Raw genomic sequence first — 14,632 nt, 5'->3', positions numbered from 1 at the left:
TTCGCCTCCTTAAACCGTCAGAACCACGCAGCTGTCCGCATCCCAGCAGAGGCGAACTTCATCGCCCCAGGTCGGCGCGCCTTTGCGATAGCGGTGATCGTTCTGAAGCTGGGCGCTAATCATCTGCCCGCTTTTGAGCCGTACATGATAAATAGAGAGGTCGCCGAGGTAGGCGATGTGCACCACTTCGCCCACCGCGAAGTTGTAGCCATCCGCAGGCGGTTCGTCGCAGAGCATCACTTTTTCCGGACGCAGCGCGACATAAACCGGCACGCCGTCCACGACCGACGCGTCCGGGTCCACTTTCAGCGGGTGAAGCAGGCCGGGCGAATCGATCACCAGACCATCTTCCTGGCGCGCTTTCAGCAGCCCCTCGAAGACGTTGACCGAGCCGATAAATTCCGCGCTGTAGCGGGTGGTGGGATGTTCATAGATCTCTTCCGGCTCGCCGATTTGCACAAACTTGCCGCGGTTCATGATGGCGATGCGGCCCGCCATGGTCATCGCCTCTTCCTGATCGTGGGTCACCATTACGCAGGTCACGCCCACGCGCTCGAGAATATCCACCACTTCGAGCTGCATGCGGTCGCGCAGCTTCTTATCCAGCGCGCCCATAGGTTCATCAAGCAGCAGCAGTTTCGGGCGTTTCGCCAGGCTGCGGGCGAGCGCCACGCGCTGGCGCTGGCCGCCAGAGAGCTGGTGCGGCTTGCGTTTGGCGAACTCCTGCATATGCACGAGGCTTAACATCTCCTGCACGCGGCTGGCGATTTCCGCTTTCGGCAGTTTGTCCTGCTTAAGGCCGAAGGCGATGTTTTGCTCCACGGTCATATGCGGGAAGAGCGCGTACGACTGGAACATCATGTTAATGGGCCGCTGATAGGGCGGCACATGGGAGAGGTCGACGCCATCCAGCATGATCTGCCCGGTGGTCGGTTGCTCAAAACCCGCCAGCATGCGCAGCAGCGTGGATTTGCCGCAGCCGGAGGCGCCAAGCAGAGCGAAAATTTCGCCTTTATAAATGGTGAGGCTGACATCGTCTACGGCGTGCTGGCCGTCGAAGGATTTGGTCAGGTTGCGGATTTCCAGCAGCGGGGTAAGCGCCTTGCGGGTTTTCGCCTGGGGGCGAGGGGTAGCATCAGTCACGATTTGCTCTCCGGCAAAACAATAAAACGGTGCGGGCAATGCCGCACAAACGTCTGGACAGAGGCTTGCGACCTCTGTCCAGAAGGGGCGTTAACGCCCGGAGCGGTACCGTTACGCAAAAGCTGGTTTATTTATTTACCACTTTTCACTTTAGTCCACGCGCGGGTTCTTACGCGGTCAATCTTCGGCTCCTGCACCTTAAGTGTGAAGAGCTTGGCAAATACATCGGCAGGCGGGTAGATACCCGGGTTGTCGCGCACCTCTTTGCTCACAAGCGGCGTGGCGGCCTTGTTGCCGCTGGCGTAATAAACGTGGTCGCTGATGTGAGCCATTACATCCGGGCGCATCAGATAGTTGAGGAACTGATAGGCTTCATCGGTGTTTTTGGCGTCTTTCGGCATGGCGAAAACGTCAAAGAAGGCGAGCGCCCCCTCTTTCGGGATGGTGTAGGAGATATTCACGCCATTCTTCGCTTCTTTGGCGCGGTTAGCAGCTTGCCATACGTCCCCTGCCCAGCCGATAGCGACGCAAATGTCGCCATTCGCCAGATCGTTGATGTATTGAGAGGAATGGAAGTAGCGAATGTTCGGGCGCAGCTTCAGCAGCAGATCGGTAGCAGGACCGGTATAGTCATCCGCTTTGGTGCTGTTCGGGTCTTTGCCCAGGTAGTTCAGCACGGTGGCGAAAATTTCTTCCGGGGCGTCCAGGAAAGAGACGCCGCAGCTTTTCAGCTTAGCGAGATTTTCCGGCTTCAGCACCAGATCCCAGCTGTTCAACGGCACGTCGGCGCCAAGCGCCGCTTTGACTTTATCGACGTTATAACCAATACCGGTGGTCGCCCAGAGGTAAGGCATGGCGTATTTGTTATCCGGGTCGTGTTTCGCGACCAGCTTGAGAATCTCCGGATCGAGGTTTTTCCAGTTCGGCAGCTTGCTCTTATCGAGCGGCTGGAAGACGCCTGCCGTAAGCTGGCGCTCCAGGAAGCTTGCGGAAGGGACGACGAGGTCAAAGCCGGTGCTGCCCGCCATCAGTTTTCCTTCAAGCACCTCGTTGGAATCGAACACGTCGTAAACCACTTTTATACCGGTCTCTTTGGTGAAGTTTTCGACCGTATCCGGTGCAATATAATCAGACCAGTTATATACATGCAGCGTCTTTTGTTCAGCCGCCATGGCGGTGGCGGAACATGCCATCAGCACACCGGCAACCACACCCGACAACCATTTTTTACCTTGGGTGGACATATCTGTTTCCTTCTGAATAAAGGGTAAAAGCCCGTTGAGCGAGCTAAATTTACGCATTTAGACATATGCAAAAATCATGCATATCTGTTCACCTGCACAGAAAAAGGACCGGAGGACCTTCGGCAGACGTTGCACGCTTTTCAAGCCAGCGCAAGGATAACTGTAGCCCGGTCCCGAGGCTATAGCCCGGTATAAAAAACGCCTTTTATCAATTTTTTAGGCTGAATCGCTCTATGTGATAAGCCAAACTGGCGGTTGAAGCGGTGAAAAATGCTTTAAGAAGAGGCTGAGGACAGAATAAAAAGTCAAATTTAGCAGCCGCCCTGGTGGCGACTGCGCTAATAAGAGGCGGGCTCAGTGAAGAAAATGGTTATTCACTACGCGGTCGCTTTTTTCCTCTTCTTCCGGTGTGTAAAGCAACTGCTGCGCGCGGGCTTCCAGAATCACCATGGAGATCTGCTGTTCGCTCTGGCGGAAGAAAGCGGCGAACTGCTCTTCGCTGACGCCCACCTGGGCATGCAACGCCTGGCAGACGACGAGTTTGGGCAGGTTATCATCCTGAATATCGAGAAACGCTTTTAGCGTCAGCGAACCGGCGTTAATGGCGGAGAGATCCGCAGCCACCGCCAGCAGCGCCGAAGGCTTGACTTCCGCCATGGCGGAAAAGAGCACCACGTTATCGAGCAGATCGATCTTCGCGTCGAAAACACCGTCGAAATCCTGCATGTGAGGAAGGTGCAGCGCCTGACAGGTATCGCACTCGAAGAAGCTCACGCCGAGACGATCGAGCCAGCGGCGCAGGGTGTCCAGAGTCGGGACGACGAGTGAATGCATAAAACCGGATACCTCTTTCAGTAACGATAAAATCAAAAGAGGATAGCTTACGCAAATTCCTCCTTCCATACCATGATTAGCCGCTTATCCGCCCATTTTCAGGCAAAAGTCGGAATTCGCATGCCGCTCTACCCACTCAATCATCCTGGATGCGACATCAATGCCGGTGGTGTTTTCAATGCCCTCCAGCCCCGGCGAGGCGTTGACCTCCATCACCAGCGGCCCGCGCTCGGCGCGAAGAATATCGACGCCCGCCACATCCAGCCCCAGCGTGCGCGCCGCCCTCAGGGCGATTTCACGCTCTTCAGGCGAGATATCGGCAATGCGCGCCACCCCGCCGCGGTGCAGGTTGGAGCGAAAATCGCCCTCTTTCGCCTGCCGCTCAATGGCCGCTACCACGCTGTCGCCCACCACCAGACAGCGTATATCCCGCCCTTTCGCTTCCTTTATATATTCCTGCACCAGAATATGGGCGTTCAACCCGCGGAAGGCGTCAATCACACTTTCCGCCGCCTGGCGCGTTTCCGCCAGCACCACGCCGATGCCCTGTGTGCCTTCCACCAGCTTGACCACCAGCGGCGCGCCGCCCACCATGTCTATCAGGTCGCTGGTGTCATCCGGCGAATGCGCAATGCCGGTCAAAGGCAGGTCGATACCCTGACGCGCCAGCAGTTGCAATGAGCGCAGCTTATCGCGCGCGCGAGTGATAGCCACCGATTCGTTCAGCGGGTAGCTGCCGAGCATTTCAAACTGGCGAAGCACGGCGGTGCCGTAGAAGGTGATGGCGGAACCGATGCGGGGAATGACTGCATCATAATGGGGCAACTGGCGCCCTTTGTAGTGCATGGCCGAGGCCGCCGGGTTAATAGTCATATAGCATGACAGCGGGTCGAGGATCTCAACCTGATGGCCGCGGCGCATGGCCGCTTCACGCAGGCGTTTACACGAATAGAGCGTACCATCCCGGGACAAAATGGCGATTTTCACCCTGCACCTCTCTGAACAAACGTAAATGCCCGCGTATCATACACCCCCCGCGTTTCGCAACGAAGGGGGACGCGTCAAAAGGGTTAACGTGTTGCCCAGCCCTGCTTATGCAGGTAATCGAGAATAAAAGGACGGCTCTCTTTGATAATGGTGCGACGGATATGATCGCTCCAGGTATCGCGACGGGTATTGCTGCCGCGGCTAAGGTAGTAGTGCGCCAGTTCCTCGTCATAGCGGGCAAGCGTCGCCTCGTCTACCGGCTGATAGTGGTTTTCATGCACCACCAGCGAGGCGGGCAGACGCGGCTTCACCTGCGGGTCATCCGCCGGCCAGCCGAGGCACAGGCCGAACAGCGGCAGCACATGCTTTGGCAGCTTAAGCAGCTCGGTTACCGCCTCGATGCTGTTGCGAATGCCGCCGATATAAACGCCGCCTAACCCTAAAGACTCGGCCGCCGTCAGGGCGTTTTGTCCCATCATCGCGGTATCCACCACGCCCAGCAGCAGCTGTTCGGCAAGCCCGAGCTGCGCGTCCGGGCAAATTTGCAGATGGCGATTGAAGTCAGCGCAGAAGACCCAGAACTCCGCCGCCTGAGCCACATGCTGCTGGCCGCCGGTCAGCGTCACCAGCTTTTCACGCAGCGCCGTATCGGTAACGCGAATAATTGAGCTGCACTGCAGGAAGCTCGAGCTTGATGCAGCCTGGGCGCTGGCGATAATCGCTTCACGCTGGGCTTCGGTGATCGGTTCGTCGGTGTAGTGGCGAATGGAACGGTGGGCGCGTAAAAGATCAATGGTCGGCGTCATCGCGTTTTTCCTTATCCTGGTGAGCGGAAGGACCGGAGCCCGCGTTCATCAGCCGCGGCGCCAGCTGGCGCGCCAGCGCAATCATCAGCGCCACTGCCGCAGGCAATATCAAAGCCACGCCCGCGAAAAGCATTCCCACTCTCGCTGCACCGCCGTTAAACGGCGCGGGCAGCGTCACGTACTGGTTAAATGAGAGTAAAGCCAGCAGCAGCAGCGCCATCCCCACCGCTTCCAGCAGCAGCAAGGATTTGGGAATGACAGGTGAACGCATGGGGAACTCCGGTCGTCAAAGCTCGAAAGTATAACCTGATATTCTGCCGTTGCTTTTAGCCTGAAGAAGCGTTATCAGCGCGTTTCGTAAAGCGCTGCGATAAAAAACCGGCTTCAGAGCCGGTTTTTCGCCGCATCGTAATGCTTAATCAACGTCAGTAATAAGAGATAGCACAACGCGCCCAGCGTGCACCAGAAGACCGCGCCGAAGGTCCACGCCAGTTCCTGCCAGAACGAGCGTTCGCTTTCGCGCCACATCAGAAACAGCAAAAGACAGAGCGGCGAAGCGAGGATGGCGCCGAGCATCGGTTTCACAACCCGGGCGTTGCGGCAAAACACGCTCGCCACGATGCCTGGCAAAATAAAGAAAAGCATGCCCAAATCCATTCTTCCCTCTATAGGGGAACCACGGGTTAAAAGCCATTTATGGAAAATGAACACCACAATAAACAGGACGAAACAACAAATGGTCCCCGCCCAGCTTTGTCTTCGCATCAACAGATATCCCCTTGATAATGCCTGTATCGGATTTACTGAAAGCCGCCTTTCAGGGCGCCCAGTCTGATAAAGCGTGGTAGCTATCCTTGCCAAAAAAACGTACTCTATAAGTACACTATTCTTACTAGCCGTTGATCTTCATTGCGATTAAACTAGCCGCTGCGTAATGTTCCGCAGGTGATTTCAGGGCATGTGAAAATAAGAAAAAACCCTGTCGTTATTGGTGGAAACCTTAGCGCAAAACCCCACCCCTTTCAACAACTTACTAGTAAACAAGAAGTTATCCTCAGTGAATATAAACGTCGCAGATTTGTTAAATGGGAATTACATCCTGTTATTATTTGTGGTGCTCACACTCGGCTTGTGCCTTGGGAAAATACGCCTTGGCTCGGTGCAACTGGGTAATTCCATTGGCGTTTTAGTGGTCTCTTTATTATTAGGCCAACAGCACTTCGCGATTAACACAAACGCGCTTAATCTCGGCTTTATGCTGTTTATTTTTTGCGTAGGGGTTGAAGCCGGACCCAACTTTTTTTCCATTTTTTTTCGCGACGGTAAGAATTATCTGATGCTGGCGCTGGTTATGGTCGGCAGCGCCCTGCTGATTGCGCTGGGCCTTGGCAAACTTTTTGGCTGGGATATCGGCCTGACCGCCGGGATGCTGGCGGGTTCAATGACCTCAACGCCAGTGCTGGTAGGCGCGGGCGATACGCTAAGGCATTCGGGCATGAGCAACGACCAGCTGGCGGCGGCGCTCGATCACTTAAGCCTCGGCTACGCCCTGACCTATCTTATCGGTCTGGTCAGCCTGATTTTCGGCGCGCGCTATATGCCGAAGCTTCAACATCAGGATTTACAGACCAGCGCCCAGCAGATAGCGCGCGAGCGCGGGCTGGATACCGACGCTAACCGCAAGGTTTACCTGCCCGTCATTCGCGCCTACCGCGTCGGGCCGGAGCTTGTCGCCTGGGCGGACGGCAAAAACCTGCGCGAACTCGGCATTTATCGCCAGACCGGCTGTTACATCGAGCGCATCCGCCGCAACGGTATTCTGGCGAACCCGGATGGCGACGCGGTGCTGCAGATGGGCGATGAAATAGCGCTGGTGGGCTACCCGGACGCGCACGCTCGCCTGGACCCAAGCTTTCGCAACGGCAAAGAGGTGTTCGATCGCGATCTGCTCGACATGCGCATCGTCACCGAAGAGATTGTGGTGAAAAACCACAACGTCGTCGGTCGCCGTCTGGGGCAGATTAAGCTTACCGATCACGGCTGCTTCTTAAACCGCGTGATCCGCAGCCAGATAGAGATGCCTATCGACGACAACATCGTGCTGAACAAAGGCGACGTGTTGCAGGTAAGCGGCGACGCGCGACGGGTAAAAACCATCGCCGACCGCATCGGCTTTATCTCCATTCACAGCCAGGTGACCGACCTGCTGGCTTTCTGCGCCTTCTTTATTGTCGGCCTGATGATAGGGATGATCACTTTCCAGTTCAGCTCGTTCAGCTTTGGCATCGGCAATGCCGCGGGCCTGCTGTTTGCCGGCATCATGCTCGGCTTTCTGCGCGCCAACCATCCAACCTTCGGTTATATCCCGCAGGGCGCGCTGGTGATGGTGAAGGAGTTCGGCCTGATGGTCTTTATGGCGGGCGTGGGCTTAAGCGCGGGCAGCGGCATCGGCCGCGGGCTTGGCGATGTGGGCGGACAGATGCTGGTGGCGGGCCTGCTGGTGAGCCTGCTGCCGGTGGCTATCTGCTTCCTGTTTGGCGCTTACGTGCTGCGCATGAACCGCGCGCTGCTGTTTGGCGCGATGATGGGCGCGCGCACCTGCGCGCCGGCGATGGAAATCATTAGCGACACTGCACGCAGCAATATTCCGGCGCTCGGTTATGCCGGCACCTATGCCATAGCCAACGTGCTGCTGACGCTTGCGGGGACGCTGATTGTGATAATCTGGCCGGGTCTTGGCCTCTGAGAAAGAAAAATAAGAAAATTTTTATGAACGGCAGAACTTTTCGCTTTAGCGTCAGTCTCAATTAGTGCCACTGCTTTTCTTTGATGTCCCCATATTGTGGAGCCCATCAACCCCGCCATCTTGGTTCAAGGTTGATGGGTTTTTTCTTGCCTGAAATCTCCCAAAAGCGCAGAACAGTCAGCCCTGATAACCTTCTCGTAGCCCTACGCTTACCCTTTAACTTTGTCTACAGCCCAGGCGATGAGATACGCCAGTACAAAAAAACCGATAAATCCGGTGAGCTTCCCTCCCCACCCCTCCAGCACAAAAAGGCTGGCAAACGCGGCAACGGAGCAGATGCCGGTTGATAACGCTTCAACCAGGTTAGCTGACGCGATGCCAATGCGTTTAAACAGCTTAGCGAGCGAGGAGTCGGCAGAGTTCATTTTCTATCCCTTTGCACCGTAGAGGGTGGCTGTTGATAAATAATAGGTATGGTTCCAGTTGAACTTCGACAAGAAAGTACACCATATCCAAATTCATGGGAGACACTTTCATATACGTTACAGGGTACTTTATTCTCATTCTTCGGGATGCTCTGGCAGCCTCCTCAATGACTCCCTGCAATAACAGTATGTTAAGCGTAAAGCCAGAGGCGACACGGATCAGGCGGCTCATAGCTTTACTTGTTCTTAAGACTGTAATTATTCTTGTCGCTACATATTGTGATAAGGCGAATTGCGCCCCCATGCGGCTTCCAGCTTTTGCTTCTGCGTAGCCTATCTTTTCGCTTATCGCTTTTTTACCGTTTTCATCTAATTTCGAATAAAAGTCAGTTATGACTATCGATATTAGCTGTCGAAGCGGTTCTTGATTAGTTGCTATGCTTTTTAGCATTCTCATAAACCGCTCGGTTTCAAATGCATTACGAATTTTAAGATCTCTACCGGCAATTCCAGATCCTTCTATTGTCCTGACAGCAGACAATAAGACACCTTCAGGGATTGAAGCTAAGCCATCAATAATCCCTTTAGCTATTTGTTTTACGTCCATACAGTCATAATCCTTTATCTCAAGAGCGCATAGTTTAATCAATACGCTCTGCGCCCTCAAGCAGCAGATCAAGCTTTGTCAAAATTTTTTCATTTAAAATCTTATAGTTAGATGATTGTGTAACAGCTTGAGCGAAACATAACAGATCAAAGCTGGCAGAATAAAGCCATTTGAAAAATCTGGGCCACATTTTGCATTACTGCTTGCCGATTTATGTAAAGCGGCAATATTTTGACCAACGGATGTATTTCGTACTCGCTTAACGGGAAAAGGACGGGATTCAGATTATCCCGTTGTCAGAGCTTGTGGCTAAGGATGTGTTTCTGAATATTAAGAACGTGAGCCGGGATAACATGATGGCTGTGCACCGTGTGCCGACGTAGATGATGGGGATTATGGTAGCAATGTAGGGGTTGGGAGTGAAGTTCATGCCAACTCGTTCTGCCAGTTTAGCTATGTTATGAGGCAAAGCGAAGGTCAGCTAAACTTCATTAAAATGAGGATGTATTGAAAGGCGATAATCAAACATAGCTATCTACTCCGCAAGGTCTCAGAATAGAACTAGTTAATAGTAACATTACAATCAGAGAGAACATCCACGGTCAGTGCAATGATGTTAATCATCACCTTCTCGTGCGCAGGCTGTGCCGCGGAAAGCAACCATCGGCAAGCATGTCGTTAATCGTATCCACTGGCAGGCCCGTTAGTTCGCTGTAGCGTTCAATTATGACGTGAGGTGTATTCAGAGTGATTGAAATGTTTGGGGTCATGATGCAACAATCTCCTATTGGCTTGTGGCGAGCTGTTTGTAATCGAGATAAAGACCCAATTGGGAACTGAAAAGATACCAGGATTGCATTAGAGATATGCCAACATCAATGTATCCAAATGAGATCAAAATAAAGCCCAATCAGGGTGGAAAGGCTGCGATTGAACGACTGGTCGAGGCTTATGGCTTTACGACACGACAAGCCCTTGCTGACCATTTGGGTGTTTCGAAAAGCATGTTAGCTAATCGATATATGAGAGATACCTTTCCAGCCGACTGGATAATCCAATGTGCATTAGAAAAAGGAATACCTCTTCGTTGGCTGTGGACATTTGAAGGCCCGATGTGGTTAGATACAAAAGCTCAAATCATAAGGCTTGTAAAAAAATCAGTGGCGGAAAGTCCGTGAAAGTGTGTATCTGTTATTCAAACTAATGTTATTGCAAAAAGATGTTGAAAGCATTTCATCTATTGATGACAGAGTACGCAACCTATCTGGTAAAATATAATCCAAATGAAATAAACGATGGTTTATGGTTAACTTCTATCGATTGCATTCATTCTACTGGCGAACCAGTCAGGTGACTTAGTAATCGCATCATGCTGGAGTCCAAGTCGAGTGAAATAAAATGTAACATTACTGGTCTCCATATCATTGCTAAGGTAATCATGACCTGCAAATAATCAACTCTTTTAATGGATGAAAAAATGATTGTTGGTGTAATTTTAAGAAACTTTAAAAATTTTAGAAATCAGCATTACATTCCATTAACTATCAATGGAAATTCTTCATGGTTGATTGGTGAAAATGGGGTAGGCAAGAGTTCAACCTTACAGGCCCTTGATACCGTGCTGAATAGAGCGGATATTAATAGACTGGACATTAATAATGATGCTCGCAGTCAAGGGTTTGACACAAGAGAGCCTTTCATTGTCCCAGTTTTTCTTATCCGCAAAGAAAGAGTTAAAGGTAACACATCAAATTTTAGAACATTAGAAGCTATAAGTGATATAACATGGCAAGTAGAAAGCGAAGATTTTCATTCCTCACAAAGAGCATTAGCCGACAAATTCGTTAACCATAGGACTTATCTCGAATCTCAATACGAAGTTAAAGATTATTTCCTTGTTCCTATTGGGATAATAAAAAAAGGTGCAGGCGACGCTCCGGTGCCATTCATGTCAATTTTCGAATCCATAGAAGATTATAAAAATGAAATTGAAGATTTAATCCCTGATTCAACTGCAACCAATTCTGCGCAAAGAAAGAATTTTTTCCAAACTACACAATACAAATTACTCGAATATGTGAGAGAGAATTATAATTATATTTACTTGCCAGCAGAAATAACTACGTCAGAATATTCTAAAATCGAGAGTGAACTATTGCAATCTCTACTTGGTGAAAATCTACAGCAGAGAATTAGTAAAATCATCAAGAAAAAAGATATTAGCGAAATTAATGATTATTTGAATGATTTTGTTGAACAATTATCTAGAAAACTTAACGGACAATATCATTTCAAAAGACCAACACAGCGGCAAAATTCGTTTACGCAGCGCCACATGATTGCAAAAATCATTGAGTCATATTTTAGTGATAAAATTTTGCATTACATAGATAGCATAAACAGAGATACCCCTGTACACAATCTAAGTTCTGGTGAAAAAAGAAAAGCCTTACTCGATTTATCTATGGGCTTTTTGAAAGGAAATCCCAAAAAAAATCAGCAATCAACCATTCTTGCCGTAGACGAACCAGAACTATCTTTACATGCAACATCTTGCTTCAAGCAGTTTGAGAAAATTAGAGAGATAAGTGAGTTAGGCATACAGACGATTTGCACCACGCACTGGTATGGTTTTCTTCCGGCGGCGATGAGTGGAAGTGCAACTTATGTATCCCCAAATCAAGCATTTATCAAGTGTATAAATCTTGAATACTATAGAGACGAATTATCTGCTCTTGTAAAAGAATCTCGTGGTTCATATCTGGATACTTTAGAAGTAAAAAGCAACCATGACCTGGTGCAATCAATAATAACATCCATAACCTCTTCCAATAATTATAACTGGATACTATGTGAAGGGCGAACTGACAAGAAATATATTGAATCCCATTTACAATTTGAACAATTGGAGGAAAAAAATATAATAATCTTGAGTGTCGGGGGTTCATTTGCACTAAAAGACATTTATTCATATCTAGTTTTAGCTCTAAAAGACAGAAGGCCAGCACTTAAAGGTAAAGTATTCTGTTTATTAGACACTGATTTAGCATATGATAAATTTGAATCTGTAGATAGCATCCCACAAATAAAAATAAGACGATTACTCCTACGCGAAGACTTTACTGATGTAGACTTGCTAAAAACAACGGATAATAGAGTATCTCCACCAACTGAGATCGAGGATGCATTAGACGGACTATGTTTCTACGAAACAATCTATCGTCTTTATAAAAATGGAGAGAAAAGATTTTCATTCATAGAGGATGTGGAAACACTTTCCTCAAACGTTGCAGCTGGAATATTAGATCTAACCACAAGCCAAAAACAAATCATTAAAAAATATTTTGATGAGCCAGGTAAAAAAAATATTTTCTGTGACGAATACATAGATGTACTCCATGAAAATGATGAGATCCATACTCCAACATGGCTACTTGACATAATTAATTTTTTTGGTGAGGAGTAAACGTATTTTTGATAAAAATGATACTCTACTCTCTGTTCAAATACATAATTCAATTTAGCCTTCAAATACGAGAGCTTATTTATGGTAGTACGAAAATTTGATACAGGAAAATGGATTTATGACTACTACCGGGCCCGGCTTAGTGGACGATGCGTACGCAAGCAGTTTGCCACTAAAGGCGAAGCATTGACTTTTGAAAATCACTCGATGAAAGAGGCGAAGGTCGTAACATATTCGAAATATCATTGATAAAAGGTTATGCTACATGCTCACATTCCTTAACAAGCCTGGACATGTTCCTATACATGACTTTGGTTTTAATATCATGTTATTACATGGCTTTATCAACCAAACTGAAGCTTCAATTAGAGATAGCATAGCTAAATACGAAGCCGAGGGACCTGATACTTTTGTTGTTGCAGAATATCCCGAAGATGATATTTATATAACCATCGACAGCTACATGGGAATTGATGACCACTCTGTAAATCTTGATGACATATTCAAAAGATACTATCCAAGCATTCTAAGACGTTCTGCTTTATTAACAATTATTGGTCTATTAGAGCACGAAGTCGAAAAGTTCTGTATCAGTTATTCGAAAAGACATACAACGAGCATCAGCCTTAACGACTTAAAAGGAATGGGCTTTGAAAGAGGACATAGGTTTATTAAGAAGGTTGTTGGCTTACGTAATTCTAAAACCTTTCCAGAAATAACTAAAATTATAAAATTAAGGAATTCCTGTGCTCATAATGACGCTCGTTTAGTTAGTAATGACAACCAAGAGATTCAAGAAATCGTAAGACTTCTCGATCAGCACCCTGATGTTATTGAGAGAGATGGGAACCAAGTACTTTTCAAAGAAGGTGCCCTTGTGACATTTTTAAAGGTTTTCGAAGATTACATCAAAGAAATAGAAACGCTCATTAATCCGCCTCGCCAAGCAGCAAAGCTTTTTCCTTAGTGCTGACACAGTGGCGACAGCGGTTGGCATTGCCCCGTAATCGCCACTCCTTACCACCAGTCTAACTTATTGATTATATTTAAATCCTTTGTTTCCATTAACCCGTTTACATAAATGTTTTTTTTCTTGCCTGAAATTCCCAAAAACGCATCATAGCAAGCCTTGATAACGTTCTGGGCTTACCCTTTAACTTTGTCTACAGCCCAGGCGATGAGATACGCCAGTACAAAAAAAACGATAAATCCGGTGAGCTTCCCTCCCCACCCCTCCAGCACAAAAAGGCTGGCAAACGCGGCAACGGAGCAGATGCCGGTTGATAACGCTTCTACCAGGTTAGCTGACGCGATGCCAATGCGTTTAAGCAGCTTAGCGAGCGAGGAGTCGGCAGAGTTCATTTTGCGCATTATCATTTACCCACATGTTCTTGTAGCGCTTCGCTATCAAAGTAAACCTGACCAAATGCTTTCGCTACGTCGGAAAGATATTACCCAACACAGTTTCGCTGATTTATTGTTATCGCTTTGAATAATAACCATGGTTTTATTTTTTAGCTCTTGCTAAACCGCTTATGCATGATAAAAAATCCAGACAGCGGGAGCCGGTGAACAAAGCGAAAACAGGGGCAAAGGATGAGTTCAATTACAGAAATGATTAATACGGAGTTTTCTAACGCCCCTGTGGCGACGTTTATCGCCCTGCTCACTTTTGTCGGCGCAGCATTTAAGCTCATCATCAAAATAAAAAATACGCTCTCAAAAACCGAAGAAGAAAATACCCGAACATTAACGCTTGCCGGAATCCCTCCCTTTTGGTTGCGCTTTTTCCTTATTTCTCTTTCCACCAGGAAAACGCCTGAAGTTAAAAAACTCGACAAAGCAATGGGTTACATTGCATTTTTGCTCTTCCTCGGATCGTTTTTATTTACCGGCCCTATTCTTGTTCGCACGGTTAAAACGCCAGAAAACCACACATTGCTAATCTGGAAAGCCACCGGAGAACTTTTTTATATCTCTGACGCCAAAGCGCAGGAATCCACGCTTTTCTCACCCCCTGCATGGCAGATTAAAAAATCGGATTGCCCGGCGAGCGATGCCCCCGCGTTAAGCCAACACGCCTCGCCGTCGCCGGAGGTCGCAAAGGGGATTTGCGACCTGTTTATAACGCAGGAAGGCCGGGAGTATTTAACCCGCTCGATAAAAACGTATCCGAAGGGCAAACGGTTTGTTTATGTCATGCTGCCTTTCACTGAGCTTGTATTATTATGGATGGCAGCAGGCTGCGCGTTGCACCTTTATTACAGTGCAAAACTAAGAAAATATATTTTAGACGAACAGGAAAAAGCGTTGAGCTATGTAAGGTAAGCGCCGGCCTCCTTTTTCAGAGAAGCGCTTGCTCCGTTATCTTTCC

General features: G+C 48.7%; 15 protein-coding genes and 3 pseudogenes. 7 read left to right on the top strand and 11 right to left on the bottom strand.

The window, feature by feature from the left end; genetic code table 11:
* Positions 1-9 precede the first annotated feature (9 nt).
* The 7 genes from potG to ybjM all read right to left on the bottom strand — a co-directional run bounded on the left by potG (position 10) and on the right by ybjM (position 5,779).
* Positions 10-1,143: a putrescine ABC transporter ATP-binding subunit PotG gene (gene potG / locus IEX01_RS03075; RefSeq protein WP_024556037.1), complete on the bottom strand. Its 1,134-nt coding sequence runs from the start codon at positions 1,141-1,143 to the stop codon at positions 10-12.
* 131 nt (positions 1,144-1,274) lie between these two features.
* Positions 1,275-2,387 (bottom strand): spermidine/putrescine ABC transporter substrate-binding protein PotF, encoded by a 1,113-nt coding sequence (gene potF, locus IEX01_RS03070; protein WP_024556036.1) that lies wholly within the window; start codon positions 2,385-2,387, stop codon positions 1,275-1,277.
* A 354-nt stretch (positions 2,388-2,741) separates the two neighbouring features.
* Positions 2,742-3,221: a type III secretion system chaperone family protein gene (locus IEX01_RS03065; protein WP_024556035.1), complete on the bottom strand. Its 480-nt coding sequence runs from the start codon at positions 3,219-3,221 to the stop codon at positions 2,742-2,744.
* 84 nt (positions 3,222-3,305) lie between these two features.
* Entirely contained in the window at positions 3,306-4,208 is a 903-nt protein-coding gene (gene rimK, locus IEX01_RS03060) for a 30S ribosomal protein S6--L-glutamate ligase (RefSeq protein ID WP_024556034.1), read from the bottom strand.
* An 83-nt stretch (positions 4,209-4,291) separates the two neighbouring features.
* Positions 4,292-5,014: a nitroreductase NfsA gene (nfsA, locus tag IEX01_RS03055; protein ID WP_024559655.1), complete on the bottom strand. Its 723-nt coding sequence runs from the start codon at positions 5,012-5,014 to the stop codon at positions 4,292-4,294.
* Entirely contained in the window at positions 4,998-5,285 is a 288-nt protein-coding gene (locus tag IEX01_RS03050) for a DUF1418 family protein (protein WP_024556032.1), read from the bottom strand. Before IEX01_RS03050 ends, nfsA begins: the two co-directional genes overlap by 17 nt.
* Before the next feature lie 113 nt (positions 5,286-5,398).
* Positions 5,399-5,779, bottom strand: coding sequence for an inner membrane protein YbjM (gene ybjM, locus IEX01_RS03045; RefSeq protein WP_024556031.1), 381 nt, complete (start codon positions 5,777-5,779; stop codon positions 5,399-5,401).
* A 292-nt stretch (positions 5,780-6,071) separates the two neighbouring features.
* Between ybjM and IEX01_RS03040 the strand changes: the two genes are divergently transcribed.
* Positions 6,072-7,760, top strand: a complete 1,689-nt coding sequence (locus IEX01_RS03040) for an aspartate:alanine antiporter (protein WP_024556030.1) — start codon at positions 6,072-6,074, stop codon at positions 7,758-7,760.
* 209 nt (positions 7,761-7,969) lie between these two features.
* Here IEX01_RS03040 and IEX01_RS03035 read toward each other — a convergent pair whose 3' ends face one another.
* Together IEX01_RS03035 and IEX01_RS03030 are read right to left on the bottom strand one after the other, a co-directional pair.
* The gene (locus IEX01_RS03035; RefSeq protein ID WP_029697647.1) at positions 7,970-8,185 is read right to left on the bottom strand and encodes a hypothetical protein; all 216 of its coding nucleotides are present in this window, start codon (positions 8,183-8,185) and stop codon (positions 7,970-7,972) included.
* Entirely contained in the window at positions 8,157-8,792 is a 636-nt protein-coding gene (locus IEX01_RS03030) for an Ssp6 family T6SS pore-forming effector (RefSeq protein ID WP_188723747.1), read from the bottom strand. Before IEX01_RS03030 ends, IEX01_RS03035 begins: the two co-directional genes overlap by 29 nt.
* A 266-nt stretch (positions 8,793-9,058) precedes the next feature.
* Here IEX01_RS03030 and IEX01_RS03025 point away from each other — a divergent pair.
* Positions 9,059-9,169 (top strand): annotated as a pseudogene (locus tag IEX01_RS03025) (phage portal protein); the annotation flags it as partial.
* 184 nt (positions 9,170-9,353) lie between these two features.
* Here the strand turns inward: IEX01_RS03025 and IEX01_RS03020 are convergent.
* A pseudogene (locus tag IEX01_RS03020) lies at positions 9,354-9,562 on the bottom strand (regulator).
* 96 nt (positions 9,563-9,658) lie between these two features.
* Between IEX01_RS03020 and IEX01_RS21780 the strand changes: the two are divergent.
* The 4 genes and pseudogenes from IEX01_RS21780 (at position 9,659) to IEX01_RS21485 (ending at position 13,225) form a co-directional block, all read left to right on the top strand.
* The gene (locus tag IEX01_RS21780; RefSeq protein WP_373289633.1) at positions 9,659-9,970 is read left to right on the top strand and encodes a helix-turn-helix transcriptional regulator; all 312 of its coding nucleotides are present in this window, start codon (positions 9,659-9,661) and stop codon (positions 9,968-9,970) included.
* 299 nt (positions 9,971-10,269) lie between these two features.
* Complete coding sequence (locus IEX01_RS03010; RefSeq protein WP_188723247.1) at positions 10,270-12,258, top strand: AAA family ATPase; 1,989 nt, start codon at positions 10,270-10,272, stop codon at positions 12,256-12,258.
* Positions 12,259-12,339: 81 nt separating this feature from the next.
* Positions 12,340-12,480 (top strand): annotated as a pseudogene (locus tag IEX01_RS21725) (site-specific integrase); the annotation flags it as partial.
* Positions 12,481-12,523: 43 nt separating this feature from the next.
* Positions 12,524-13,225: a hypothetical protein gene (locus IEX01_RS21485; RefSeq protein WP_229701805.1), complete on the top strand. Its 702-nt coding sequence runs from the start codon at positions 12,524-12,526 to the stop codon at positions 13,223-13,225.
* 179 nt (positions 13,226-13,404) lie between these two features.
* Here the strand turns inward: IEX01_RS21485 and IEX01_RS03000 are convergent, their stop codons facing one another.
* The gene (locus IEX01_RS03000) at positions 13,405-13,635 is read right to left on the bottom strand and encodes a hypothetical protein (protein ID WP_229701804.1); all 231 of its coding nucleotides are present in this window, start codon (positions 13,633-13,635) and stop codon (positions 13,405-13,407) included.
* 219 nt (positions 13,636-13,854) lie between these two features.
* Here IEX01_RS03000 and IEX01_RS02995 point away from each other — a divergent pair, with 219 nt between their 5' ends.
* Positions 13,855-14,586, top strand: a complete 732-nt coding sequence (locus tag IEX01_RS02995; protein WP_188723246.1) for a DUF6216 family protein — start codon at positions 13,855-13,857, stop codon at positions 14,584-14,586.
* Positions 14,587-14,632: the final 46 nt, after the last annotated feature.

The organism is Franconibacter daqui, assembly GCF_014644275.1.
In the GTDB taxonomy this organism is placed as follows: Bacteria; Pseudomonadota; Gammaproteobacteria; order Enterobacterales; family Enterobacteriaceae; genus Franconibacter; species Franconibacter pulveris.
Note: the sequence above shows the minus strand (reverse complement) of the source record. Positions and strands in the feature narration are given on the sequence as shown.

What these genes read in the sequence shown, in the direction of transcription:
- potF (WP_024556036.1), bottom strand. Translation starts at nt 2,387, where the DNA reads ATGTCCACCCAAGGTAAAAAATGGTTGTCGGGTGTGGTTGCCGGTGTG.
- IEX01_RS03065 (WP_024556035.1), bottom strand. Translation starts at nt 3,221, where the DNA reads ATGCATTCACTCGTCGTCCCGACTCTGGACACCCTGCGCCGCTGGCTC.
- nfsA (WP_024559655.1), bottom strand. Translation starts at nt 5,014, where the DNA reads ATGACGCCGACCATTGATCTTTTACGCGCCCACCGTTCCATTCGCCAC.
- IEX01_RS03050 (WP_024556032.1), bottom strand. Translation starts at nt 5,285, where the DNA reads ATGCGTTCACCTGTCATTCCCAAATCCTTGCTGCTGCTGGAAGCGGTG.
- ybjM (WP_024556031.1), bottom strand. Translation starts at nt 5,779, where the DNA reads ATGCGAAGACAAAGCTGGGCGGGGACCATTTGTTGTTTCGTCCTGTTT.
- IEX01_RS03035 (WP_029697647.1), bottom strand. Translation starts at nt 8,185, where the DNA reads ATGAACTCTGCCGACTCCTCGCTCGCTAAGCTGTTTAAACGCATTGGC.
- IEX01_RS03030 (WP_188723747.1), bottom strand. Translation starts at nt 8,792, where the DNA reads ATGGACGTAAAACAAATAGCTAAAGGGATTATTGATGGCTTAGCTTCA.
- IEX01_RS21780 (WP_373289633.1), top strand. Translation starts at nt 9,659, where the DNA reads ATGCCAACATCAATGTATCCAAATGAGATCAAAATAAAGCCCAATCAG.
- IEX01_RS03010 (WP_188723247.1), top strand. Translation starts at nt 10,270, where the DNA reads ATGATTGTTGGTGTAATTTTAAGAAACTTTAAAAATTTTAGAAATCAG.
- IEX01_RS21485 (WP_229701805.1), top strand. Translation starts at nt 12,524, where the DNA reads ATGCTCACATTCCTTAACAAGCCTGGACATGTTCCTATACATGACTTT.
- IEX01_RS03000 (WP_229701804.1), bottom strand. Translation starts at nt 13,635, where the DNA reads ATGATAATGCGCAAAATGAACTCTGCCGACTCCTCGCTCGCTAAGCTG.
- IEX01_RS02995 (WP_188723246.1), top strand. Translation starts at nt 13,855, where the DNA reads ATGAGTTCAATTACAGAAATGATTAATACGGAGTTTTCTAACGCCCCT.